This window comes from Sphaerisporangium corydalis (genome assembly GCF_025506355.1).
Taxonomy (GTDB): Bacteria; Actinomycetota; Actinomycetes; order Streptosporangiales; family Streptosporangiaceae; genus Sphaerisporangium; species Sphaerisporangium corydalis.
Map to the genome: position 1 here is coordinate 55,357 of NZ_JANZYP010000015.1, position 24,241 is coordinate 79,597.

Genomic DNA, 24,241 nt, shown 5'->3' on the forward strand with positions numbered 1-24,241 from the left:
ATCTATTCGCTCTGGAGGGGGCCGGTCTTGGCGACGGGGAAGTGGCCCTTGTCGTGCGGGGCGTCCCGTTTGTAGACCATGACGGACCTGCGCCACGACATGACCTCGTCGCCGTCCTGGTTGAGCCCGCGCGTGCGGCAGGTGACGATCCCCGCGTACGGCCGCGACCGGGACTCGCGGCGCTCCAGCACGATCGACTCGGCGTACAGGGTGTCGCCGACGAACACCGGGTGGGTGAGCCTGATCTCCTCCCAGCCGAGGTTCATCATCGCGTTCTGGCTGACGTCCATGACCGAGATGCCGAGCACGATGGCGACCGACAGGCCGGAGTTGACGATGATCCGGCCCACCGGCGCCGTGGCGGCGAAGTGGGCGTTGAAGTGGTTCTGGTTGGTGTTCATCGTCAGCAGGGTGAACCAGGTGTTGTCCGTCTCGCTGATCGTCCGCCCGAGCGGGTGCTGGTACACGTCGCCGACGGTGAAGTCCTCGTAGTAACGCCCGATGCGGGCCTCGTGCACGGTCACGCCGTCACCCCTCTCACGCTCGGAACATTCCAGCATGGTCCCCCGCCGGGGGCCACGCCCACCCGGGGTCGGTCGTGCCCGGGAAAAAAGTACCTGAGCGCGGGCGTCGGCCGGTGGCCCGGGCCTCCGGCGGTCTCTCATCACCTGGTTCGGGCCGGGTCGGTTCGACCACTCGTGTGCCGGAAATGATGTGCTATGACGTAATCGACGAGTGGAGCGGGCGGCGCGGGCCGACCACCCGCCGCGCCCCGGAAGCGAAGGACCGCCTTGACCCAGACCAGCGCCCACGTCCCCGATGACGGCCACGCCGGCCCCCTGTCGGCGTACAGCCTCAAGGAGCTCCAGGAGCGGCACAGCGTCAAGTGGCGGGAGTACCCGCCGGACGTGCTGCCGATGTGGGTCGCCGAGATGGACACCCCGCTCGCCGAGCCGATCGCCGCGGCGCTGGTCGAGGCCGTCGTCCGGGGCGACACCGGGTACGCCGTCGCGGGAGGGCTGCCCGAGGCCTACGCCGGGTTCGCCGAGCGGCGGTTCGGCCGGCGGCCCGACCCGGCGGGGATGCGGCTGGTGCCCGACGTGATGGGCGGCATCGTCGAGGTCCTGCGGCTGGTGACCGGCCCGGGCGACCGGGTGGTGGTCAACACCCCCGCCTACCCGCCGTACTTCTACTGGCTGCCCCGCATCGGCCGCGAGCCGGTCCACAGCCCGCTCGCGCTCACCCCCGACGGCTACCGGCTCGACCTCGATGCCCTGGAGCGGGACTTCGCCGCCGGGGCCGCCGCGTACCTGCTGTGCAACCCGCACAACCCGACGGGCCTGGTGTTCGGGGAGGACGAGCTGCTGGCCGTCGCCGAGCTGGCCGGCCGGTACGGGGTGCGGGTCGTGGCGGACGAGATCCACGCCCCGCTGGTGTTCGACGGCGCGCGGCACGTGCCGTTCGAGTCGCTGGACGCCCCTGCGGCGGCCCGCTCGATCACGCTCGCCTCGGCGTCCAAGGCGTGGAACCTCGCCGGGCTGAAAGCGGCGCTGGCGGTGCCGGGCGCCGAGGCGCACGGCGACCTCGCCGGGCTGTCGATGGAGATCAGCGAGAGCGCCGGGCTGTTCGGGGTGATCGCCTCGCAGGTGGCGTTCACCGCCGGGGAGCCCTGGCTGGCCGATCTGATGGCGGGGCTCACCGCCAACCGCGCGCTGCTGGGCGACCTGCTGGCCGAGCACCTGCCCGTGGTCGGCTACCAGCCGCCCCAGGCGACGTACCTGGCGTGGCTGGACTTCCGCGTCCTCGGGATCGGGGACGACCCCGCCGGGTGGTTCCTGCGGCGCGGCGGGGTGGCGCTGTTCCCCGGCCCGAGGTTCGGGCCGACCGGGTGCGGGTTCGCGCGGTTCAACTTCGCCACCGGCGCCGACCGGGTGACCCAGGCCGTGCGCCAGATGGCCGCGTCGCTCACCGGCCGGCCGCGCGCGAGCGGCGCGGGGGCCCTGGACGCACTCTGAGAGCCCCCGGCGCGACGACCCTGGGTCCCCCCGCGGCGATCCTGGACGGGCTCCGCGCAGCGACCCTGGACGCGCTCTGAGCGCTCCCGGCGGGGCGGTCAGGTGTCGATGAAGCCCGGGGGGACCATGACCCGCAGGCCGTTGGGGACCGAGCGGATCGTCAGCGGGGTGGTGAGGTGGACCTCGCCGTCCACGTCGGCGGCCATCGGGGGCTCGGTCTCCAGCAGCATCTCGCTGCCGGTCACGAACGGGCCGCCCGCCAGGCTGCGCCAGCGCCCGCTCGTGGCCCGCACCAGGGTCTCGCCGAGCAGCCGCAGCCGCTTGCCCGAGCCGAGCTGGTAGGCCACCAGGCGGCGGTTGTCGATGCTGATGTCGCGCGCGATCTGCCACCCGCCGTGGTAGCGGCCGTTGGCGATGTTGAGCTGGTGGGTCAGCAGTTCGTGGCGCCGCCCGTCGACCGTGATGAACGCGCGGAACGGGGTGTGCTTGGGCAGGATCGTCAGCGCGGTCAGCGGGTAGGCGGCCCGGCCGAGCGCCCGCTTGAGCCACGGCCGCACGGTGCCGGCCACCTCGACCGACACCCCGAAGCTGGCCAGGTTGGCGAACGGGCGGTCGCCGGCCATGCCGAGGTCGATGTCGGCGACCTTGCCCCGGCTGAACACCTTGACCGCGAGCGCCAGGTCGAGCGGGAGGCCGAGGCTGCGGGCGAAGTTGTTGGTGGTGCCGAGCGGCAGCACGCCGAGGGCCACGTCGCGGTGGGCCACGTGCTTGACGGCCTCGCTCAGGGTGCCGTCGCCGCCGCCGACCACCAGCAGGTCCGGCTGGAGCTCCAGCGCCTCCTTGATGATCTCGGGCAGGCGGGAGGGGTCCATGACGGCGTAGGTCCGGATGGGGCGGAAGCCGCCGGCCTGGAGCAGGCGGAGGGCCTCGAAGTAGCGGTGGCGGCCCCGCCGGGACCGGGTGTTGACCACCAGGACCACTCTGCGCAGATCGCGGATCGCCTTGGTGTGTTCCGCCTTGCTCCGCAGCTCGCTCACCGATCACCCGTCCAGTAGATGGTCCGGATCACATGCTATGCAGTGCCGGTACGCGAGCGGGACCGATACCGCCTGGCCGTAGGCGGTACGGGTACGCGAGCGGGACGGGTATCGCCTGGCCGCGGGCGGCGCGGGAACGCGAGCGGGACGGGTACGGCCTGGCCGCCACCCGTCCCGCTCTGTCAGCTACCGCCGGTCAGTTCCGGCCGTTCTGGACTGATGTCACTTCTTCGGCGGGGTCACCTGGACGATCACGCCCAGGTTGCCCGGAAGGGGTGCCAGCAGCTTGATCTGCACGCCGAGCTGCTTGCCCTCGTCACCGGGGTTGCCGGAGCCGAGGGTGAAGCCGTTCAGCGTCTCGCCGTACAGGTCGGTCGCGGGCGAGCCGTCGGGGTTGACGATCCTGGACGAGTACTGCTGGTTGCCCTTGGAGGGGACGACCACCGAGGCGTCGCGGAACCGGTAGTAGAGCCCGTCCTCGCGGTTCTCGAAGCCCGGGTACCAGGTCTTGGCGTCGGTGAAGGTCTTCACCCCGGCCTGGCCCCCGAACTGGGTGCAGTACTGCGTGAAGGGCGCGCCCTCGATGCACTCCTTGAACGAGCGCGTCTTGTCGAACCCGAACGCCACGTTGGACGCCTGCGGGCGGGAGGGGATGTTCTTCAGCACGCTCGGGTCCACCGCGGCCGCCTCGCCGGTGCGGCGCAGCGGGTCGAAGTGGGAGTCCACGAGCAGGAGCTGGCCCTTGGAACCGGGCGAGGGGAGCGACCAGATGTTGGACGCCGCGTTGTTGTAGCCGAGCGAGGCGTCGCGCAGCCAGACGAGCAGGCCGGGAGCGTTGTAGGGGACCTTCTCCACCTTCCAGGCGCCGTCGTGGCTCCAGGTGGTGTCGTAGGTGTAGCTCAGGCCCTTGTCGAAGCCGTCCAGGTTGCGCCATTCGGACAGGTAGTACTGGGCGCTCTTCAGCGACCCGCCGAAGGTGACGAACCCGGCGCCGCGCGTGTCGGTGAACGTGCCGGTCCCGGGGGTCCAGCCCGCCGCGCCCGACTCGACGTCGTCGCTCCACACGGTGGTGCCGCCGCTGGTGACCGAGAAGTCGTCGGCGAACCAGCCACGCTCCTCGGCGGCGGCGTCGGTGGCGTACCGCAGGCGCAGCTTGATGTTCTGGCCGGCGAACGGGGCGAGGTCGGCGTAGAAGTGCTGCCAGCCGCCGGAGTCGCCGGTCAGGCCGTACTTCTTGTTGCCGTAGTCCTGCATCCGCTTGTTCGGGTCGAGGTAGTCGTCCCCGGTGGAGACGAGCGCGCCGTCCTCACCGTAGATCTTCTGCTCGGTCCAGGTGGTGCCGCCGTCGGTCGAGACCTCGATGAAGCCGTAGTCCCAGTCCTCTTCGATGGTGTAGTCGTTCCACAGCCAGAACTTGCTGTCGGCGCCGGCCGGGACCGCGATGTCGCGGGTCAGCTTGACGTCGGCCCAGTCCTGGTCGTTGCTCGACCACCACACGTTGGCACCGCTGTGCGGGGTGGTGAGGGTGACGTCCTTGTCGGGCAGGTTCACCCGGACGCCGTCCTCGGTCAGCTTGGGCGTCCGCGAGGCCTGGCCCAGGGTCAGCAGCTTGGTGCCGTCACCGGGGTTGACCACCTTCGGGTTCGCCCAGCCGAGCACCCACTTGTCCCACAGGCCCATGTGGATCGGCATCGACTGGAAGATCGGCCCGGAGTGCGAGCCGGTGGACATGAGGTCCCAGAACTCCACGTCGCTGTCCCCGGCGCCGGTGGCGTCGTACAGGTCGGGCAGGCCGAGGTCGTGGCCGTACTCGTGGGCGAACACGCCGACGCCCGAGTTCTCCGGCTGCACGATGTAGTTCGAGATCTTCACGCTGGTACCGGGGACGGTGTAGCCGCCCGCGATCGCGCTGGAGTGCGCCCAGATGGCGAAGGTGCCCTGGGCGCCGCCGCCGCCGGACTTGTCCTCGCCCGCGTGGACGAGCACCAGGTGGTCCACGACGCCGTCGGGCTCGTTGTAGTTGCCGTCGCCGTCGGCGTCGCCGGTGTCCTCGAGGTCGTAGTCGGCCCAGGGGAAGTTCGGGTTGCTCTGCGCCAGGGTGTTCACGGCGTCGATGCCGAGCTGGCCCGCGCCGCGCGGGTTGTCGGGGTGGCCTGAGGTGTCCTGCACGGCGGCGTGGCAGGCGCCCGCCCCGTACCAGGCCTCGGAGTGCGGCACCTTGATCCAGCCGATCGCCTCACCGGAGACGGTGTAGGCGCCCTTGGACATCTCCTCGTACATGTTCTTCATGGTGTAGCCGGCGATGTCGATGCCCGGCTTGCCGTCGCGAGGGTCCTTCAGGTCCGTGCGGACCCGCTTGGTGATGCCCTTGCTGCTGTAGAGCATGTCGTTGTAGAAGGCGTTGTTGAAGTCCGCCACCCACATGGAGTTGTTGTCCTTGCCGCCGCCGGCGGCCAGGGCGGGGTTCGCGATCTTGTTGTGCAGCGGCCCGTTGATCTTGGTGCCGGGCGGCTCGGTGATGCAGTCGTCCGCGTCGTCGATGCTCTTCGGGTGGCTGAACCCGGAGAAGTCGTCGTTGGCGGTGTCGTTGAACTCGACCAGCAGCGTGAGCAGCTTGGCCTTCTGGGTGGTCTTGGCCTTCTTGTACAGGAACTCGAAGGGGTTCTTGCCGGTGCGGACGGCGGTGCGCTCGTGCTTGGCCAGCTCACGGGCCGCGACCGGGTTGCCCTCGGCGAACTTGTGGTCGATCTCCTCCGCGGTGGGCGTGGAGCCGCGCCTCTTGGCCGCCCCGGTGTCCACCTTCTCCCCGGACTTCGGCGTGGATTCGCTCTGAACCCTCGGGGGTGCGTAGTTGATGTAGTAATCACTCGCCTGGGGCTGGTACCTGGCCACCGAGGTGTCCCCCGATGCCGCGGTACCTGTGACCGCGAGGCCCGCCGCCGCCAGCCCCACCACTGGCAGCATCGCGGCGAGACGCCTGACTCTGCGTGACAACAGGGATTCCTCCTCCGCCCGGGTTGTCCGGGCTCCACCCGGGGTCTCCGGGCGACGTCCAAGGCACGCCGGGATGAACGCGCCAGCCGTGGAGTTCTGGTGCGCACACCATGGAACGCCCCAGAATCGGCAAAGCGGACGTTAGAGGATGGAGTAAAGCAAAAGTAAAGCCGACCAAGGATGTTGCGAAATTGTCATCCTTGGAAGTCCGGCGAGCACGGCGATCCGGGCCTTGACGATCATCGTGGCTGGTCCGGCGGGAAGATCGGCGCCTGGACCGTTTCGGCAGCTTGCCCGTGGATTCAGCAAGTCGGCAACTTGCTGGACAGAACGTACAGTCGCATGCGTGACCGCCGTTGCTGACCTCGCCGCCGCCCTCCCGGCCGGACGGGTGCTGACCGATCCGGACGTGGCCGCCTCCTACGCCCGCGACCAGACCTTCCTCCAGCCGGGGACGCCCCTCTGCGTCGTCACCGCACGTAGCCGCGACGACGTGATCACCACGATGCGCTGGGCCACCGAGCACCGCGTGCCGGTGGTCCCTCGTGGGGCGGGCACCGGCCTGGCGGGCGGCGCGACGGCGGTCGAGGGCTGCGTCATGCTCTCGCTGGCGCGGATGACCGAGATCCGCGAGCTGTCCCCCGCCGACGAGATCGCCGTCGCCGAGCCCGGGGTGATCACCGCCGACCTGGACCGCGCCGCCAGGGCGCACGGCCTGATGTACGCCCCCGACCCCTCGTCGTACGAGATCTCCACGATCGGCGGGAACCTGGCCACCAACGCGGGCGGCCTGCGTTGCGTGAAGTACGGGGTCACCCGCGACTCCGTGCTCGGCCTGGAGGTCGTGCTGGCCGACGGGCGGACACTCAACACCGGCGGCCGCACGATGAAGGGCGTGACCGGGTACGACCTGACCGGGCTCTTCGTCGGCTCCGAGGGCACCCTCGGCGTGATCACCTCGGCCACCCTGCGGCTGCGCCGGGCACCCGACCTGCCGCCGGTCACCATCGCCGCGGAGTTCCCGTCGCTGCGCGCGGCCGGGGACGCGGTGGCCGCGATCGTCGCCGCCGGATGCCGTCCCTCCCTGCTGGAGCTGATGGACCGCAACACGCTGAAGGCGATCGACGACTGGAAGAACATCGGCCTGGAACCCGGGGTGCAGGCCATGCTCATCGCGCAGTCGGAGGAGGACCGGCCGGGCGGCGCCGCGCAGATGGCGCGGCTGTGCGAGGCGAACGGCGCGGGCTTCGTCGCGGTGTCCTCCTCCCCCGAGGAGGCCGAGGAGCTGATCGGCGTGCGCCGGCTGGCCTACAACGCCAAGGAACGGCTGGGCGCGTGCCTGGTGGAGGACGTCTGCGTCCCCCGCTCGGTGCTGCCGGAGATGATCTCGATCATCGAGGAGGCCGCGGCCCGGCACGACACCCTGATCTGCACGGTCGCGCACGCGGGGGACGGCAACCTGCACCCGGTCTTCATCTTCGACCGGGCGCTGCCCGAGCCGCCGCCGCAGGTGTGGGCGGCGGCCGACGAGGTCTTCCGCGCCGCGCTGCGCCTCGGCGGGACGCTGACCGGCGAGCACGGGGTGGGCCTGCTCAAGCGGCGCTGGCTCGGCCTGGAGAGCGGACCGGTGGTCACCGAGGTACAGCAGGGGATCAAGGCGGTCTTCGACCCGCTCGGCATCCTCAATCCCGGCAAGGCCATCTGATCCCCGGGTCAGGCGAGGCGATCGGAGTCTCCCCGGTCCCACCATTCGCCCTGGTAGCGTTCTTGACCATAAGTAGTGATAAGTGGGTTATCGGGGGTCAGGGTGGCACAGGCGCTCACTGACGAGGATCCGCGCCGGCTCGGCGCGTTCGAGATCCTCGCACGCCTGGGCGACGGCGGCCAGGGCGTCGTCTACCTGGGCCGGACCACCACCGGCGAGCAGGTGGCGATCAAGCTCCTGCACGCCCGGCTGTCCGGCGACCCCGAGGCGCGCGCCCGGTTCCTGGGGGAGGTGTCGGTCGCGCAGCGGGTCGCGCGCTTCTGCACCGCCTCGGTGCTGCACGCCGACCTGGCCGGCAACGTCCCCTACATCGTCAGCGAGTACGTCCCCGGGCCGTCGCTGCGCCAGCTCGTCGAGCGGGAGGGCCCCCGCCGGGGCGCCGCGCTGGACCGCCTCGCGATCAGCACCGCGACCGCGCTGACCGCGATCCACGCCGCGGGCATCCTGCACCGCGACCTCAAGCCCGCCAACGTGCTCATGGGCCCCGAGGGGCCGGTCGTCATCGACTTCGGCATCGCGCGGGCACTGGACACCCCGGGCGCCACCCTCACGGGCGACACCCTCGGCACCCCTTCCTACCTGGCCCCCGAGCAGCTCAGGGGCGCTCCGGTGACCTCTGCGGTGGACGTGTTCGCCTGGGGCGTCACGATGGTCTTCGCCGCCACGGGCCGGCCGGCCTTCGGCTCGGACTCCATCCCCGCGGTGATCAACCGCATCCTCAACGAGGAACCCGACCTGAGCGCGCTGGACGGGTCGCTGGGCGAGGTCGTCGCCGCCTGCCTGTCGAAGGACCCGGCCCGGCGCCCCTCCGCCGAGGACGTGGTGGCCCACCTGATGGGCCGGCCCGGCGGCCGTGTCCCTGGCGCCGCGTTCGGCGCGGGTGTGGCCGGGGGCGGTCCCGGGATCGGGCCTGGGCCCGGCGACGGCCCTGGCTCTGGCTCTGGCTCTGGCTCTGGCTCTGGCCAGGGGAACGGCCCTGGTTCTGGCCAGGGGAACGGCTCTGGGAGCGGGAACCGGCCCGGCGGCAGGCCGCGCGGGCGGCGCAAGGCGCTCCGGGAGCGGACGGTCGCGATATCGGTCGTGGCCGCGGTCACCGCCGCCCTGCTGACCGCGGGCACCGTCGTCCTGGCCCAGGCGATGAACCCGGCCGGCACCCCGTCCGGTCAGGCCGCGAACGCCCGGCAGCCGGGGAGCAGCACCCCGCCGTCGGTGGACGCCACGGCCGGCACCGTGACGCCGCCGCGGCACCGGACCCCGCGGGCCACGCGCCCGGGGACGGGCACGCTGCGCCAGTCCCCCGCGCGGCGGACCACCTCCACGCGCCCGGCGCGTACCCCGACGCCCACCCCGACCCCGAAGCCCACGCCCAAGGCGACGCCCACCCCGACGCCCTCGGCGCCCGCCAAGCCGACCCCCACGCCCAGCCCGACCAAGAAGCCCACGCCAAAGCCCACCCCGACGCCCAAGGTCAACCCGAACACGGCGGCCAGGCTGTGCGGCGCGGGGTACAAGGCGCTGGACTCCCACGCGCTCGGCGGCGCCACCGTCTACCTGCTGTACAACGCCTCCGCCGCCAAGAACTGCGTGGTCACCCTGTCGAAGTACGTGGTCCCGCAGAAGATCAGGATGACGGCGGTGCTGCAGGTCAAGGGCGGCGCGACCGCGAACGATGGCGGGAACTACACCGAGTACGCGGGGCCGCTCCGGCTCACCGCCAAGAAGGTGTGCGTGATCTGGGGCGGCGGGTACGGCACGGCCGCGTGGAAGAGCGGCTGGTCCCACTGCGGGTAGGACCGGGCCACCGTGGGTACGCGCGGCTCGATGTACTACGTTCTGGGCCACGGCAAATGGCATCCCGGGAGTGAAGCGTGATCGACAGCCGGCTCGACAGCGCGGGCGCCGACTTCCAGGCGCGGCGGGCCGCGATGCTCGCCAAGCTCGGTGAGCTCGGCGCCGAGCAGGCCAAGGCGGTGGCGGGCGGCGGCCCGAAGTACGTGGAGCGCCACCACCGGCGCGGCAAGCTGCTCGCCCGCGAGCGTGTCGAGCTGCTGGTCGACCCCGACTCGCCGTTCCTGGAGCTGTCGCCGCTGGCCGCCTGGGGCACCGACTTCCCCGTCGGCGCCAGCGTGATCACCGGGATCGGGGTGGTCGAGGGCGTCCAGTGCGTGATCATCGCCAGCGACCCGACGGTGCGGGGCGGCTCATCGAACCCGTGGACGCTCCGCAAGACGCTGCGCGCGAGCGACATCGCGCTGGAGAACCGGCTGCCGCTGATCAACCTGGTCGAGTCGGGGGGCGCGGACCTGCCGACGCAGAAGGAGATCTTCATCCCCGGCGGCCGGATATTTCGTGACCTGAGCCGGTTGTCGGCCGCCGGTGTCCCGACCATCGCCATCGTGTTCGGCAACTCGACCGCCGGCGGCGCCTACGTGCCCGGCATGAGCGACCACGTGGTCATGGTCAGGGAACGTGCCAAGGTCTTCCTCGGCGGGCCGCCCCTGGTGAAGATGGCCACCGGCGAGGAGTCCGACGACGAGTCGCTCGGCGGCGCGGAGATGCACGCCCGCACCTCCGGGCTCGCCGACCACCTCGCCGAGGACGAACACGACGCGCTCAGGATCGGCCGCCGCATCGTCAGGCGGCTCAATTCGCCCGCGAACAACGGGCCCCCGCAGGAGCCGCGTCCCCCGCTGTACGACGAGGAGGAGCTGCTCGGGATCGTGCCCGAGGACCTCAAGGTGCCGTTCGACCCGCGCGAGGTGATCGCCCGCGTCGTCGACGGCAGCGAGTTCGACGAGTTCAAGCCGCTGTACGGCCCGAGCCTGGTCACCGGGTGGGCCACCCTCCACGGGCACCCGATCGGGATCCTGGCCAACGCGCGCGGGGTGCTGTTCAGCGAGGAGGCGCAGAAGGCGGCGCAGTTCATCCAGCTCGCCGGCCGGGCCGGCACGCCCCTGGTCTTCCTGCAGAACACCACCGGCTACATGGTCGGCAAGGACTACGAGCAGGGCGGCATCATCAAGCACGGCGCCATGATGATCAACGCGGTGTCCAACTCCACCGTGCCGCACCTCACCGTCGTCATGGGCGCCTCCTACGGCGCGGGGAACTACGGCATGTGCGGGCGGGCGTACGACCCGCGCTTCCTGTTCTCCTGGCCGAGCGCCAAGTCGGCGGTCATGGGCCCCGCGCAGCTCGCCGGGGTGCTGTCGATCGTCGGGCGCGCCTCCGCCGAGGCGCGCGGGCAGGTGTACGACGAGGAGGCCGACGCCGCCATGCGGCAGCTCGTGGAGGCGCAGATCGAGTCCGAGTCGCTGCCGTTCTTCCTGTCGGGGCGGCTGTACGACGACGGGGTGATCGACCCGCGCGACACCCGGACCGTCCTCGGCCTCTGCCTGTCCGCCATCGGAGAGGTCCCCGCCCCCGCCCCCGCCGGTTTCGGCGTCTTCCGGATGTGAGCGCATGATCAGACGACTCCTGGTGGCCAACCGCGCGGAGGTCGCCCGCAGGGTCTTCCGCACCTGCCGCGACCTCGGCATCGAGACCGTCGCGGTCTTCTCCGACGCCGACGCGGCCTCGCCGCACGTCGCCGAGGCCGACCACGCGGTACGGCTGCCCGGGGTACGGCCCGCCGACACCTACCTGCGCGCCGACGCGGTCGTCGCGGCGGCGCTGGCGTCGGGCGCGGACGCGGTCCACCCCGGTTACGGGTTCCTCTCGGAGAACGCCGCGTTCGCGCGGGCCGTGCTCGCGGCCGGGCTGACCTGGGTCGGCCCGAACCCCGAGGCGATCGCCGCGATGGGCTCCAAGATCGAGGCCAAGCTCCTGATGGCCGAGGCCGGCGTGCCCGTCCTGACCTCGACGATCCCGGCCGCCTCGCCCCCCGGAGACGGCCCCGCGTCCGGCCCTTCCTCCCCCGAGGACGGCTCCGCGTCCCCATCAGGCCCCGCGTCCCCCGGAGACGGTCCCCCGGACGGGACGGTGTTCCCGGTGCTGGTGAAGGCGTCGGCGGGCGGCGGGGGGCGCGGCATGCGCGTCGTCCGCGACCCCGCCGAGCTGGACGAGGCGGTCGCGTCGGCTCGCCGTGAGGCGCTCTCGGCGTTCGGCGACGGCACCGTCTTCGTCGAACCGCTGCTGGAGGACGCCCGGCACATCGAGGTGCAGATCCTCGCCGACACGCACGGCACCGTCTGGACGCTCGGCGAGCGCGAGTGCTCGATCCAGCGGCGCCACCAGAAGGTCGTGGAGGAGACCCCCTCACCCGGCGTCTCCCCCGGCACGCGCGAGATCCTGTTCGAGGCCGCCGTCCGCGCCGCGAAGGCGATCGGCTACGTCGGCGCCGGGACGGTGGAGTTCCTCGTCAAGGACGGCACGGTCGCGTTCCTGGAGATGAACACCCGCCTCCAGGTGGAGCACCCGGTGACCGAGTGCGTGTACGGCCTCGACCTGGTCCGCCTGCAGATCGAGATCGCCGAGGGCGCCGCGCTGCCCGCCGAGCCGCCGGAGCCCGAAGGGCACGCCATCGAGGTCCGCCTCTACGCCGAGGACCCGGCCCACGACTGGCGCCCGCAGAACGGGACGCTGCGCCTGTTCGACGTGCCCGGCGTGGACGCCCGCTTCGCGGTGCCGCCCGGGGGGCGGGGGCTGCGGCTGGACTCCGGGGTCGAGACCGGCTCGGAGATCGGCGTCCACTACGACCCGATGCTGGCCAAGGTCATCGCCTGGGGCCCCGGGCGGGCGGCGGTGGCGCGGCGGCTCGCGGCGGCGCTGGCCCGCACCCGCGTCCACGGCCTGGTGACCAACCGCGACCTGCTCGTGGGGGTGCTCCGCCACGAGGCGTTCCTCGCCGGGGACACCCACACCGGCTTCCTCGCCCAGCACGGCGTCACCGCCTTCCTCCCCCCGGGCGACACGGTGCCGCCGCTGTCCGCGCTGGCGGCGGCCCTGGCGCTGGCCGCCGCGAACCGGGCGGCGGCGACGGCGCTGGGCGGGCTGCCGAGCGGCTGGCGCAACGTGCCCTCCCAGCCGCAGCGCACCGCGTTCGACGGCCCCGGCGGCCGGATCGAAGTCGCCTACCGGCTCACCCGCGACGGCCTGCGGGCCGAGGGGCCGGAGTTCGGCGGCGTGACGCTCGTCGCCGCCACCCCCGAGGAGGTGGCCCTGGAGGCGGACGGCGTCCTCACCCGCTTCGCCGTGGCCAGCTACCCCGGCGTGGTCCACGTCGACTCGCCCCTCGGCTCGGTCAGGCTCGTCCCCCTGCCCCGGCTGCCCGAGCCGGTGGTGCTGATCGCGCCGGGCTCCCTGCTCGCCCCCATGCCGGGTACCGTTCTGCGCGTCGAGGTCACACCTGGGTCGCCGGTCGCGGCGGGCCAGCCGATCCTCACCCTGGAGGCGATGAAGATGGAGCATCAGATCTCCGCCCCGGCCCCGGGCGTGGTCACCGCGCTCAACGTGGCGCCCGGCCGCCAAGTGGAGGCGGGCAGCGTCCTCGCGGTCATCGAGGAGGCGTGATGGGTTCCCCGCCCGTCACCACCGGGGAGACCCCGATGAGCACCTTGGCCGCCACCGGGGAGGCCCCGATGAGCACCCTGGCCGCCACCGGGGAGGCCCCGATGGGCACCGTGACCGCCGTCACCGAGGAGGCGTGATGAGCACTCTGGTCCACCGCGAGACGCGAGGCGGGATCGCCACGATCACGCTGGACTCGCCGCGCAACCGCAACGCGCTGTCGGTCCGCCTCCTCGGCGACCTGGAGCGCGCGCTCGGCGACGCCATCGGCGACCCGGCCGCCCGCGTCATCGTGCTCACCGGCACCGGCCCGGTGTTCTGCTCCGGCGCCGACCTGAAGGAGCAGGCGCCCCCGCCGCCGGGCGTGGAGGCGGCGCACGGCGCACCGGTGACCGCCTCGTTCCCCGACGTCATGAGCCTGGTGTGGGGAAGCCCCAAGCCGGTGATCTGCCGCCTCAACGGCACCGCACGCGCGGGCGGGCTCGGGCTGGTGGCCGCCTGCGACTTCGCCATCGCCCCCGAGTCGGCGACGTTCGCGTTCAGCGAGGTGCGGCTGGGCGTGGTGCCCGCCATGATCTCGGTGACCGTGCTGCGGCGCGTGGACCCGCGTGCCGCCGCCGAGTACTTCCTGACCGGCGAGGTGTTCGGCGCCGCCCGCGCCGCGGAGATCGGCCTGCTGACCCGGGCCGTCCCGGACGAGGAGCTGGACGCCGCGGTCGCGCACTACGCCGGCATGCTGCTGCGCGGCGGCCCGGAGTCGCTGGCCATCACCAAGGAACTGGTCCGCACGGTGCCGGGCCTGCCCCTGGAGGAGGGGATGCGGCGGATGGCGGAGCTGTCGGCGGCGCGCTTCACCTCGCCCGAGGGCCAGGAGGGCATCCGCGCCTTCATGGAGAAACGCCCGGCCGCCTGGATCCCGGAACCGGGCCCGGACTCGGACTCGTGACCACCCCGGACGCCCCCGTCCACGCGGGGACGGGGCCCGCCGACCTCGGGACGGCGACCGCCGCACGCGGGGCCGCGGCCCCTCTGCGTGTCGCCAACTGCAGCGGGTTCTACGGGGACCGGCTGTCGGCGGCCAGGGAGATGGTCGAGGGCGGGCCGATCGACGTGCTCACCGGCGACTGGCTGGCCGAGCTGACCATGCTCATCCTCGCGGGGAACCGGCTCAAGGGCCGCCCCGGGTACGCGCGCACGTTCCTCACCCAGGTCGAGCAGGTGCTCGGCACGTGCCTCGACCGGGGCATCAAGATCGTGTCGAACGCCGGGGGGCTCGACCCGGCCGGGTGCGCGCGTGCGGTGTCCAAGCTGGCGGGACGGCTCGGCCTGAGCGCGCGGGTGGCGCACGTGACCGGCGACGACCTGGCCGGGCGCGACCTCGGGGACCTGGTCAACCTGGACACCGGCGAGCGCCTGGACGCCGCCCCGCTGACCGCCAACGCCTACCTCGGCGGCCGGCCCATCGCCGTCGCCCTGGAGAGCGGCGCCGACGTGGTGGTCACCGGCAGGGTGACCGACGCCGCGCTGGTCACCGGGCCGGGGATGTGGCGGTACGGCTGGCGCCCCGGCGATCTCGACGCCCTGGCCGGGTCGGTCGTGGCCGGGCACGTCATCGAGTGCGGCTGCCAGGCGACCGGCGGCAACTACGCGTTCTTCACCGAGGTGCCGGACCTGGCGCACTGCGGGTTCCCGATCGCCGAGCTGCACGCGGACGGGACCTGCGTGATCACCAAGCACCCCGGGACGGGCGGCGAGGTGTCGGTCGGCACGGTGACCGCGCAACTGCTGTACGAGATCGGCTCGCCGCGCTACCTGGGACCCGACGCCACCGCGCGCTTCGACACGATCCGGCTGACACAGGAGGGCCCCGACCGGGTCAGGGTGTCGGGCGTGCGCGGCGAGGCGCCGCCGGACACGCTCAAGGTCGCCGTCAACCACCTGGGCGGTTACCGCAACACCATGACGCTGGTGCTGACGGGCCTGGACATCGAGGCCAAGGCCCGCCTCGCCGAGGAGTCCGTATTCGCGCGCGTCCCGAGGGAGGCGTTCGACCAGGTCCACGTGGAGCTGACCCCCCTAGGCGCGCCGGAGGGGTCGCTGGCGCTGCTGCGCATCACCGTCATGGACGCCGACCGGAACCGGGCCGGGCGCGCCTTCTCCTCCGCCGTGGTCGAGACCGGGCTGGCCGGCTACCCGGGCTTCTACGGCCTCACTCCCCCGGGCGACGCGTCCGCGTACGGCGTCTACTGGCCGGCCGCCGTCCCGAGGCGCGCCGTCCAGGCCGAGGTGTGGTCGGGCGACGACCTCGTCTGGCGCGAACCCCCCGCCCTTCCCGTGGACCGCCCCGCCACCGCCGTCCCCCTGGGCGGCCCGGACCACGGACCCTCCGGTGAGGCGGGCGTGGATCGGGGGGTGGTCGCGCCGCTCGGCTCGGTCGCCGGGGCGCGGTCCGGCGACAAGGGCGGGAACGCCAACCTCGGCGTCTGGGTCCGCACGGCCGAGGAGTACGCCTGGCTGGAGGCGTTCCTCACCGTGGAACGGCTCCAGGCACTGCTGCCCGCCACCGCCGCCCTGCGGGTCGACCGCCACCGCCTGCCCAACCTGCTCGCGCTGAACTTCGTCGTCCACGGGCTACTCGGCCGGGGCGTGGCCGCCAGCCCGCGCCTGGACGCCCAGGCCAAGTCCCTCGGCGAGGAACTGCGCGCCTGCCTGGTCCCGATCCCGCTCTGACCCTCCGCTCCGGTAGGCGCCGGGGGGCCGGCCGTAGGCGCGTTTGAAGGCGTGGGCGAACGCGTACTCCGAGGTGTAGCCGACCCGGCCCGCCACCGCGTTCGCGGGCGCATCGGTGTCGCGCAGGAGCCGGGCGGCGACGGTCATCCGCCACCAGGTGAGGTACGCCAGGGGCGGCCGGCCGGCCAGGGTGGTGAAGCGCCGGGCGAAGGCCGCGCGGGACAGCCCGGCGTGCCGGGCCAGGTCCTGCACGCTCCACCGCCGTCCGGGGTCACCATGGATGGCCCGCAGAGCGGCCGCGACGGCGGGGTCGTGCAGCGCCGCCGCCCAGCCGGTCGCGGCGCCGTCCCGCGACCTTTCGCCGAACCAGGCGCGCAGGATGTGCAGCAGGAGCACGTCCAGCAGGGCGGGCACCATGGCGTCGGTCCCCGGCCGTGGCCTTTCCAGCTCGCCGCCCAGCAGGTCCACCGCCGCGCGCAACTCGGAGTGGTGGCCGACCCTGGCCGGCAGGTGGACGACGTCCGGCAGCTCCTCCATGAGCGGGTGCGCGCGGGAGTGGTCCAGCAGGTACGCCCCGCAGAGCATGACCGTGACCGGCCCGCCGCCCGCGCCCCGCGCCTCGTCCGCACCGGACGGTAATTCGGCGCCGGGCAGGGGAACGGCCGGGGTGCCGGTCAGCGGGGTGGCCGGGTCGCCGGCCAGCGCGTGCGCGGCGCCCCGGGGCAGGAACACCACGTCGCCGGGCCCGAGCGCGACCGGGCCGCCGGCCTCGGGGACGAACCAGACCCTCCCCTGGAGCACGACGTGGAATCCCGCTCCGTCGCCCGCGGCGAACCTGCGGCCGAACGGTCCCCTGCGGTCCATGCGCGAGGAGTGCGGCCGGCCCGCGCGCATGGTGGTGATCACGTCGGACATCACATCCATGCCCGTAGACGATAAAGCAATCGGCGGAGCTTCTGACGCATTGGGCGTCTCGTCAAGCCTCCCTAAGGTGAAGGAGAGCCGGTGGTCCGCCCAGGACCGGTATCCGACCGGCGGTTCAGGAGGAGACCCCCGATGAAGATCGCCATCTACGGCGCGAGCGGTTACCAGGGCAGGCTCGTGCTCGCCGAGGCCACGCGACGCGGCCTGGAGGTCGTGCTGGTGGGCCGCGACGCGGGACGGCTGCGCCGGGCCGCCGCCGTGACCGGCCTGACGGGCGCGGACGTGCGGCCGGCCGCCGTCGGCGACCACCAGGCCCTGGTCGCCGCCTTCCGCGCGGCCGACGCCGTCGTCAACTGCGCGGGCCCGTTCACCCCGACGGGCGCGGCGGTGGTCAGGGCCGCGATCGGCGCGGGCCGCCCCTACGTCGACACGTCGGGCGAGCAGCTCTACCTCAAGCGGATCTTCGACGACTTCGGGGCGGAGGCGGCGGCCGCCGGGGTGACCGTGGTCCCGGCCGCCACCGACGGTTGCGTCCCGCTCGACCTGGTCGCCGCCCTGCTCGCCGGCCGCCTCGGACCGCTGGAGTCGATCACCAGCGTCCACCTCATCGCCGGAGGCGGGACCCCGTCGCGCGGGTCGCTCCGATCGCTGATCGGGTCGGCGGACGCCGTCGGGACGGGCGGCCTTCAGTACGTGGACGGCGGCTGGCGGGCGGGCGGCGCCGCGCGGTCCGCGTCGATCACCGTGACTCCGGGCTCGGCGGCGGTCCCGCTGGCCGGGTTCCCCCTGCCGGAGGTGGTGACCATCCCGAGGCACGTCAAGGTGCGGCGGGTCACCGGGCTGGTCGAGGCCGCCCTGGTCGCCCGGCTGGCCGTCCCCATGGACCCGGCCGTCGTCGCCGGGCTCCCCGAGGGCCCCGCCGAGGACGATCGCCGCGCCCAGCGGTTCACGTACGTGGCCGACGCCGTCGCGGTCGACGGCCGCGAGGGCCGGGCCGTGGTCGAGGGCCACGACACCTACGGCACCACGGCGGTGATCGCCGTGGAGAGCGCCCGCCGTCTCGCCGCCGCCCCGGCCGAGCCGGGGGTGCGCGCCCCCGCGCAGGCCTTCGACCCGGCGGGCTTCCTCGCCTTCCTCGCCCCCTACGGAATCCGCTGGACGGCCGGCTGAGCGAGGCCCGAGGATTGCCCGTACACCCGCCACCGACCCTCCGCCAACACCCCTTCAGGATGCTCTACAATTGCGCGCAATTGCGGCCATTTCGGGCGCTCCCGGGGGAGGGAACACTCATGCGTCTGCGGTTTCTCGGCTCTACTTCGGAGGCGGGCGCCTGCCCTTCGCTGTACGAGACCGACCGGGGGACGATCGTCGTACAGGGGCTCACGCTGACCGATCCGGCGGCCCGCGCGGATCTGCGCCACGTGCTCGACGGCGAGTCGGCGGTGGAGGTGCCGCGCGAGCTCCTGGTGCGGATCGCGCGCGAAGTGCTCGGCGGCGGCGACCCGGAGGCGCGCGTCACTGATCACCAATAGGGAGATCCCTATGGCATGATCGCCTCGGCCGGTCTACCCTCGTGCGAGTCCGACGCCGATGTGAGGACGACGCCGACCGGAGGTGAGCGTGAGCGGCTTTCAGCAGGCGCGCATCGACCTTGGCGCGCAGCTCAAACACCTGCGAGAAGCCGCCCAGCTGTCCGGCAAGGACCTCGCGGCCCGGCTGAGCTGGCAGGCCTCCAAGGTGTCCCGCATCGAGAACGCCCGGCAGAGCGCCACCGAGGACGACGTCGTGGTCTGGGCCCAGGCCGTCGAGGCCGATCCCGACATCGTCGACGACCTGATCGCCCAGGCCGTGTCGCTGATGGAGCGGCAGGACTCCTGGCGGCAACGGCACCGCAGCGGCCTCGCCGCGCTCCAGGAGGACGTCCGCGACCTGGAATCGCGCACCCGCCTGTTCCGGGTGTTCGAGCCTGGCGTGGTGATCGGCCTGCTGCAGACCGCCGAGTACGCCCGCAACATCTTCTCCAAGGTGCGCCGGCTCTACGGCGCCGCCGACGACATCGACGCGGCCATCCGGGTCCGCATGCGCAGGCAGGAGATCCTCTACGACTCCGCACGGCGGTTCCGCTTCCTCATGCCCGAGGCGGTGCTGCGCTACCGGCTGGCGCCCGACGACGTGATGCGCGGGCAGCTCGACCGGCTGCTCGCCGTCACCACGCTGCCCAACGTCGAGTTCGGCGTCATCCCCTTCTCGGCGCAGCTCCCGTCCGCCCTGCTCAACGGCTTCTGGATCTACAACGAGGCCATGGTGGGCGTGTCGACCAGGACCAAGGACCTGGTGCTGCGCGAGCCGGAGGACGTCGCCTTCTACGAGAGCGCTTTCGAGGATCTGTGCGAGGTCGCGGCCTTCCGGGAGGAGGCGCGCGAGGTGATCGTCGGGGTGCTGGTGGAGTTCGCCCAACAATCCACGCCGTAACGCCACAATTGCTTGCCCGTAACGGCAAGATCATGCAATCCTTACCTCCCGTGGTGATGTGGAGGTGGCATGCATGCTGGACACCATGTCCTGCCTCGAGCAGTTCGCCTCGGCCACCCGCACGCACATCGACCTCTCGGTGCGCGTCCTGCGTGGCGGCCCAGGGGCCGTCCGGGTGCGCAATCGCTTCAGTGAGACGCTGATCGAGGACGTCACCCTCAGCCCGCAGGGCGCCTTCCTCACCTCGTGGGGCTACCGGCTCGGCACCGTCGACGACATCGAGAGCGCGGCCGCCCGCCTCGCCTACCTCCTGGCCGCGCTGCCCGCCTGAGCCGCCCGTCTGACATGCTCAGTGGTCTACCGCCTGCGCCCGCTTGACGTGCTCAGCGGTCTACCGCCCGAGCCGCCCGCTTGACGTTTTCAGCGGGGCCGCAGGCTCGCCGCCATCCGCTCCAGGTTCACGACGAACCGGCGCACGTCCGCCTCGGAGTGCTGGACCGACACCGTCCACTGCTCGCACTTGCCCCACGGCGGCAGGAACACCCCGCCGTTGTGCTGGTAGAGCCAGTGCGCGTTGCCCCACTGGTCGGGGTAGGCGGCGAAGTCGCGGTAGTCCAGCAGCGGCCGGTCGTGGAAGACGACCGCGCCCTTGGCCCCGTACGACCGGACATATCCGGGCAGGTCATGGCGGCGCAGCACGTCCTCGGCGCCCTCGGTCATGACACGCCGGAGCCGGTCGAAGTGCCGGTAGGCGTCGTCGGTGAGGACGCTCGTCAGCACGGCGCGGGCGGCGGCCATCGTGAGCGGGTTGCCGTTGAACGTACCGACCTGCTCGTAGGTCCCGTCGGCGATCAGGTTCATCAGCGCGGGGACCCCGCCGATCGCCCCGCACGGCACCCCGCCGCCGAGCGCCTTGGCCAGGCACAGCAGGTCCGGCCGCACGCCCGACCACTGCGCCGCGCCGCCGGGCGCCACCGCGAACCCGGTCTTGACCTCGTCGAACGTCAGGTAGGCGCCGTGGCGGTGCAGCAGGCTCCGCAGGCCGTCGAGGTAGCCGTCGGGCGGCGGGATGAGCCCGACGTTCATCATGATCGGCTCGATGATCATGCCGGCGATCTCGCCGGGGTTCTCCACGAGCAGCCGCTCGACCGCCGCGAGGTCGCCGAAGGGCGCCACCAGCGTGAGCTGGGCGAGGGCGGGCGGTACGGCGCGCCCGGAGGGCACCGAGTGGGGGTGGCCCGCCGGCCCGGCCTCGGCCAGGTCCGGGTACACCGACACCTGGACGCTGTCGTGGTGGCCGTGGTAGCTGCCCTCGATCTTGATGATCTTCATGCGGCCGGTGGCGGCCCGCATGAGGTGCACCGCGTCCATCGTCGCCTCGGTGCCGGAGTTCCCGAACCGCCACAGCGGCAGCCCGAACCTGCGGGCCAGCTCGCGGGCCACCACGACGACGTCCTCGGTGGGCTGGGCGAAGTGCGTGCCCTTGCGCACCCGGTCGGAGACGGCCTCGACGATCGCGGGGTGGGCGTGGCCGACCAGGCCGACGCCGAAGCCGCCGTGCAGGTCGACGTAGGAGGTGCCGTCCACGTCCACCACGCGGGAGCCGGCGCCGTGCGAGATCCAGACCGCGCCGGGCGGCGCGTCCTGCCAGTTGGAGGCGACCCCGCCGGGCAGCACGTCGGCGCACTCCGCGCGGACGCGCCGTGACTCGGCCGTGCGTCCCAGGAAGACCGACTCCTCGGTGGCGATCAGGCTGTCGAGCAGGACGAGGTCGCGGTCGGCCATCGCATCGCTGGCCACTGACATTTCATGTCCTTTCGGCCGGCGTCAACCGGCCAGTGAGATAGGCGGCCGCGACCGAGGAGATCCACTGGTAGGTGACCTCCTCCTGGGGCGCGAACGGCCCCGGCACGTAGCCGCGCGAGGCGACGCCACGCTGCACGCCCTCGCAGGCGCCCCAGTCCTGGCGGTTGGTCAGGTCCCAGAAGTCGACCGCGTAGGAGGGGTCGGCCCCGGCGGCCTCGGGCGGGAACAGCCACTGGCAGGTGACCTTCGTGTGCCCGGCGGACACGGGGTCGAGCAGGTGCGTCATCACGTAGTCGGGGTGCAGGCTGAGCAGCAGGTTCGGGAACAGGTGCAGGTACTCGACCGTGCGCAGGCGCGGGCCTGTGACGCCGCGCAGGAAGGCGCCGCCCGACTCGCCCGTCATCGACATCGTCACCGCGCCGTCCACCAGGGTCATGCTGCCGCCCGCCCACAGCCCGTCCGGCGTGTGGTTGTCGCCGCTGTCCGGCGGGGACACCCGGCACAGTTCGGGGTGGATCGCCGGGCAGTGGTAGCACTCGTGGTAGTTCTCGATGGCGAGCTTCCAGTTGGCCGCCAGGTCGTAGTCATGCGAGGCGGCCACCTCCAGCCGGCCCATCTCGTACGGCGCGATGATCTCTTCGAGGCCGGCGAGGTAGGTGGCCAGCGGCGGGGCGTCGCCGGAGGCGTTGACGAAGACGAACCCGTGCCACTCCTCGACCCGCGCCGGGACCAGTCCGAGCCGGTCGAGCGCGTAGCCGTCGCCGTGCTCGGCGGGGACGCGGTCGAGACGGCCCTTCAGGTCGTACACCCAGTTGTGGTACGGGCAGGCGATGTAACGGCCGGTCGCGCTGGAGCCGCACGGCAGCAGCTCGTGGCCCCGGTGCCGGCACACGTTGTAGAAGCCGCGCAGCGTGCCGTCCTCGTCGCGTACCAGCAGGACGCTGTCGTCGCCGGCGGCGACGGCCCTGCGGGAGCGCGGGGCCAGGTCGGCGGACCGGCCTGCGCACACCCATCCCCGGGCGAAGACGGCGCGCCGCTCGAAGGCCAGCACGTCATCGTCGAGGTAGGCGCCCGCGGGGAGCATCGTGCCGGGCGGCTCCATGCAGGCCCGCACCTGCGCCAGGTCGAGCGGCGCGGTCTCCGCGGGGGCGGCGCCGGTGCCCGGGGCGGGGGTCATGGCGGCCCTGGAACGGGTCACGCCGGCATTCAGGTCGGTCATCGCCGCCACCTCCGGTCTCGCAGGATTCGCTTGGAGCACAGATACCCGGCGATGCCGGTGACCCCGCCGCCGCCGTGCGTGGCCGACGAGCACTGGTAGAGGCCCTTCACCGGCGTGGTGAAGCCGGCGTACCCGGGGGCGGGCCTCATGTGGAAGAGCTGGTCGGGCGAGAGCTCGCCGTGGAAGATGTTGCCGCCGACCAGCCCGTACTCCTGCTCCATCTGGTGCGGGCCGATGACCTGGCGGTGGATGACCGACGCCTTGAAGCCGGGGGCGAGCCGGTCGTACCCCTCGATGACCCGGTCGGCGTAGGCGTCCAGCTCGGCGGTGTGCGGCTCGGCGGCCCAGGTGTGCGGGACCCACTGGGTGAACATCGACATGATGTGCGTGCCCTCCGGGCACAGGGTGGGGTCCAGCGTCGAGGGGATCACGCTGTCGGAGAAGGGGGCGAGGGCGGCGCGGCCCTCGCGGGCGTCCTGGAAGGCGCGCTCGATGTACTCCAGGGAGTGGCAAAGCTCGACCGACCCGCTCAGCTCGCGCGCCGACAGGTCCGGGCGGGAGGAGAACCTCGGGAGCCCGGACAACGCCACGTTGATCTTGACGACGCCGCTGCGGGACCGCCAGCGTTCGATGTCGGCGACGAAGTCCGCCGGCAGCTCCGACCGGTCGATCTGGTCCAGGAACGTGATCTTCGGGTGGGTGGCGGCGACGACGATGGGGGCGGTGAACTCCCGGCCGTCCCTCAGCGCCACCCCGCGCGCCCGGCCGCCGGCGACCAGGATGCGCTCGACGGGGGCATCGGTGATCACGTGCGCCCCCGCCGCCTCGGCCGAGGCGCGGATCGCCGCCGAGACGGCGCCCATGCCGCCGATCGGGTACCCCCAGCCGCCCATCTTGCCGTCGCCGACGTCGCCGATCGTGTGGTGCATCATCACGTACGCCGTGCCGGGCTCGGCGGGGCCGGCCCAGGTGCCGATGACGCCGTTGATGGCCATCGTCCCCTTGACCTCGGGCGACTCGAACCACTGGTCGAGCAGGTCCTCGACCGACATGGTGAACAGCCGCACCGCGTCGGCGGTGCCGCGCGTGGACAGGCCGCGCATGCCCCAGGCCAGCCGGAGCTGCTCGATCAGGTCGCGGGGGCGCGTCGAGCCGACGTTGGGCGGCGTCTTGAGCAGCAGCGGGGCCAGCACGTCGCCGATGCCGCGCAGCCAGGCGTCGTACTTGGGCATGTTCTCGGCGTCTTTGCGGGAGAACGCCGACAGTTCCGCGCCGTCGTGGGCCTCCTCGCCGGTGAGCAGCAGTGAGCGGCCGTCGGGGAAGGGCATGAAGTCCGGGCCCATCGGGACGACGCGGTACCCGTGGCGCTCAAGTTCGAGCCCGTTCACGATGGTCGGCGGCATGAGGCTCATGACGTACGACAGCGCGGTGACCTTGAAGTCGGGTCCCCAGGGGGTCTCGGTGGTGGCCGCGCCGCCGGTGACGGCGCGGGCCTCGACGACGAGCGGCGACAGGCCGGCCCGCGCGAGGTAGGCGGCGGAGACGAGCCCGTTGTGGCCGCCGCCGACGATGATGGCGTCGTAGGTCTTCCGCGGGTCCGTGCCCGGACCGGCGCTCTGAGCGTTCTGCGATCCCTCGTACCGGTCCACTCGCCGGAACCTTTCCCACCGCGTCCAGCCGGACGCCTTCCGTTCGCCCGTAACGACCCGGAAAACTTGGCCTGAGAGCCTTGTGGCCGCAGACCCTCCTCACCAGACTAACTGGTTAACCA

19 protein-coding genes are annotated in these 24,241 nt (G+C 72.7%); 12 read left to right on the plus strand and 7 right to left on the minus strand.

Annotated elements, in window-relative coordinates:
• Positions 1-2: 2 nt before the first annotated feature.
• The gene (locus NYZ98_RS13345; protein ID WP_262843052.1) at positions 3-524 is read right to left on the minus strand and encodes a MaoC family dehydratase; all 522 of its coding nucleotides are present in this window, start codon (positions 522-524) and stop codon (positions 3-5) included.
• A 267-nt stretch (positions 525-791) separates the two neighbouring features.
• Between NYZ98_RS13345 and NYZ98_RS13350 the strand changes: the two genes are divergently transcribed.
• Positions 792-2,015, plus strand: coding sequence for a MalY/PatB family protein (locus tag NYZ98_RS13350; protein ID WP_262843053.1), 1,224 nt, complete (start codon positions 792-794; stop codon positions 2,013-2,015).
• Between the two features lie 98 nt (positions 2,016-2,113).
• Here the strand turns inward: NYZ98_RS13350 and NYZ98_RS13355 are convergent, their stop codons facing one another.
• The gene (locus NYZ98_RS13355) at positions 2,114-3,052 is read right to left on the minus strand and encodes a diacylglycerol/lipid kinase family protein (RefSeq protein WP_262843054.1); all 939 of its coding nucleotides are present in this window, start codon (positions 3,050-3,052) and stop codon (positions 2,114-2,116) included.
• Positions 3,053-3,274: 222 nt separating this feature from the next.
• Positions 3,275-6,046 (minus strand): immune inhibitor A, encoded by a 2,772-nt coding sequence (locus NYZ98_RS13360; protein ID WP_262843055.1) that lies wholly within the window; start codon positions 6,044-6,046, stop codon positions 3,275-3,277.
• A gap of 346 nt (positions 6,047-6,392) precedes the next feature.
• Here NYZ98_RS13360 and NYZ98_RS13365 point away from each other — a divergent pair, with 346 nt between their 5' ends.
• The 7 genes from NYZ98_RS13365 (at position 6,393) to NYZ98_RS13395 (ending at position 16,049) form a co-directional block, all read left to right on the plus strand.
• On the plus strand, positions 6,393-7,751 hold the full coding sequence (locus NYZ98_RS13365; RefSeq protein WP_262843056.1) for an FAD-binding oxidoreductase: 1,359 nt from the start codon (positions 6,393-6,395) through the stop codon (positions 7,749-7,751).
• A 102-nt stretch (positions 7,752-7,853) separates the two neighbouring features.
• Entirely contained in the window at positions 7,854-9,602 is a 1,749-nt protein-coding gene (locus NYZ98_RS13370) for a serine/threonine-protein kinase (protein WP_262843057.1), read from the plus strand.
• A gap of 134 nt (positions 9,603-9,736) precedes the next feature.
• Positions 9,737-11,269 (plus strand): acyl-CoA carboxylase subunit beta, encoded by a 1,533-nt coding sequence (locus tag NYZ98_RS13375; protein WP_262843120.1) that lies wholly within the window; start codon positions 9,737-9,739, stop codon positions 11,267-11,269.
• A gap of 4 nt (positions 11,270-11,273) precedes the next feature.
• Positions 11,274-13,322, plus strand: coding sequence for an acetyl/propionyl/methylcrotonyl-CoA carboxylase subunit alpha (locus NYZ98_RS13380; protein ID WP_262843058.1), 2,049 nt, complete (start codon positions 11,274-11,276; stop codon positions 13,320-13,322).
• A complete protein-coding gene (locus NYZ98_RS13385; RefSeq protein WP_262843059.1) occupies positions 13,322-13,459 on the plus strand; it encodes a hypothetical protein in 138 nt (45 codons plus the stop codon). The genes NYZ98_RS13380 and NYZ98_RS13385 overlap by 1 nt, the downstream gene beginning before the upstream one ends.
• Positions 13,459-14,265: an enoyl-CoA hydratase-related protein gene (locus NYZ98_RS13390; RefSeq protein WP_262843060.1), complete on the plus strand. Its 807-nt coding sequence runs from the start codon at positions 13,459-13,461 to the stop codon at positions 14,263-14,265. The genes NYZ98_RS13385 and NYZ98_RS13390 overlap by 1 nt, the downstream gene beginning before the upstream one ends.
• 140 nt (positions 14,266-14,405) lie before the next feature.
• Positions 14,406-16,049 (plus strand): acyclic terpene utilization AtuA family protein, encoded by a 1,644-nt coding sequence (locus NYZ98_RS13395; RefSeq protein WP_380706344.1) that lies wholly within the window; start codon positions 14,406-14,408, stop codon positions 16,047-16,049.
• Here NYZ98_RS13395 and NYZ98_RS13400 read toward each other — a convergent pair.
• Positions 15,951-16,973 carry an AraC family transcriptional regulator gene (locus NYZ98_RS13400; protein ID WP_262843061.1) on the minus strand — a complete coding sequence of 341 codons (1,023 nt, stop codon included), beginning with the start codon at positions 16,971-16,973 and terminating at the stop codon, positions 15,951-15,953. The genes NYZ98_RS13395 and NYZ98_RS13400 overlap by 99 nt on opposite strands.
• 132 nt (positions 16,974-17,105) lie before the next feature.
• Here NYZ98_RS13400 and NYZ98_RS13405 point away from each other — a divergent pair, with 132 nt between their 5' ends.
• The 4 genes from NYZ98_RS13405 to NYZ98_RS13420 all read left to right on the plus strand — a co-directional run bounded on the left by NYZ98_RS13405 (position 17,106) and on the right by NYZ98_RS13420 (position 19,776).
• A complete protein-coding gene (locus NYZ98_RS13405; protein ID WP_262843062.1) occupies positions 17,106-18,143 on the plus strand; it encodes a saccharopine dehydrogenase family protein in 1,038 nt (345 codons plus the stop codon).
• 119 nt (positions 18,144-18,262) lie between these two features.
• A complete protein-coding gene (locus tag NYZ98_RS13410) occupies positions 18,263-18,505 on the plus strand; it encodes a hypothetical protein (RefSeq protein ID WP_262843063.1) in 243 nt (80 codons plus the stop codon).
• 88 nt (positions 18,506-18,593) lie between these two features.
• On the plus strand, positions 18,594-19,445 hold the full coding sequence (locus tag NYZ98_RS13415; RefSeq protein WP_262843064.1) for a helix-turn-helix domain-containing protein: 852 nt from the start codon (positions 18,594-18,596) through the stop codon (positions 19,443-19,445).
• 73 nt (positions 19,446-19,518) lie between these two features.
• The gene (locus NYZ98_RS13420; protein WP_262843065.1) at positions 19,519-19,776 is read left to right on the plus strand and encodes a hypothetical protein; all 258 of its coding nucleotides are present in this window, start codon (positions 19,519-19,521) and stop codon (positions 19,774-19,776) included.
• An 89-nt stretch (positions 19,777-19,865) separates the two neighbouring features.
• Here the strand turns inward: NYZ98_RS13420 and NYZ98_RS13425 are convergent, their stop codons facing one another.
• Genes NYZ98_RS13425 through NYZ98_RS13435 form a run of 3 tightly spaced genes read right to left on the minus strand, consistent with a single transcriptional unit; the run spans position 19,866 to position 24,119 of the window.
• Complete coding sequence (locus tag NYZ98_RS13425; RefSeq protein WP_262843066.1) at positions 19,866-21,251, minus strand: aspartate aminotransferase family protein; 1,386 nt, start codon at positions 21,249-21,251, stop codon at positions 19,866-19,868.
• 1 nt (position 21,252) lies between these two features.
• Positions 21,253-22,470 carry an aromatic ring-hydroxylating oxygenase subunit alpha gene (locus NYZ98_RS13430; RefSeq protein ID WP_262843067.1) on the minus strand — a complete coding sequence of 406 codons (1,218 nt, stop codon included), beginning with the start codon at positions 22,468-22,470 and terminating at the stop codon, positions 21,253-21,255.
• Entirely contained in the window at positions 22,467-24,119 is a 1,653-nt protein-coding gene (locus NYZ98_RS13435; RefSeq protein WP_262843068.1) for a phytoene desaturase family protein, read from the minus strand. The genes NYZ98_RS13430 and NYZ98_RS13435 overlap by 4 nt, the downstream gene beginning before the upstream one ends.
• Positions 24,120-24,241 lie beyond the last annotated feature (122 nt).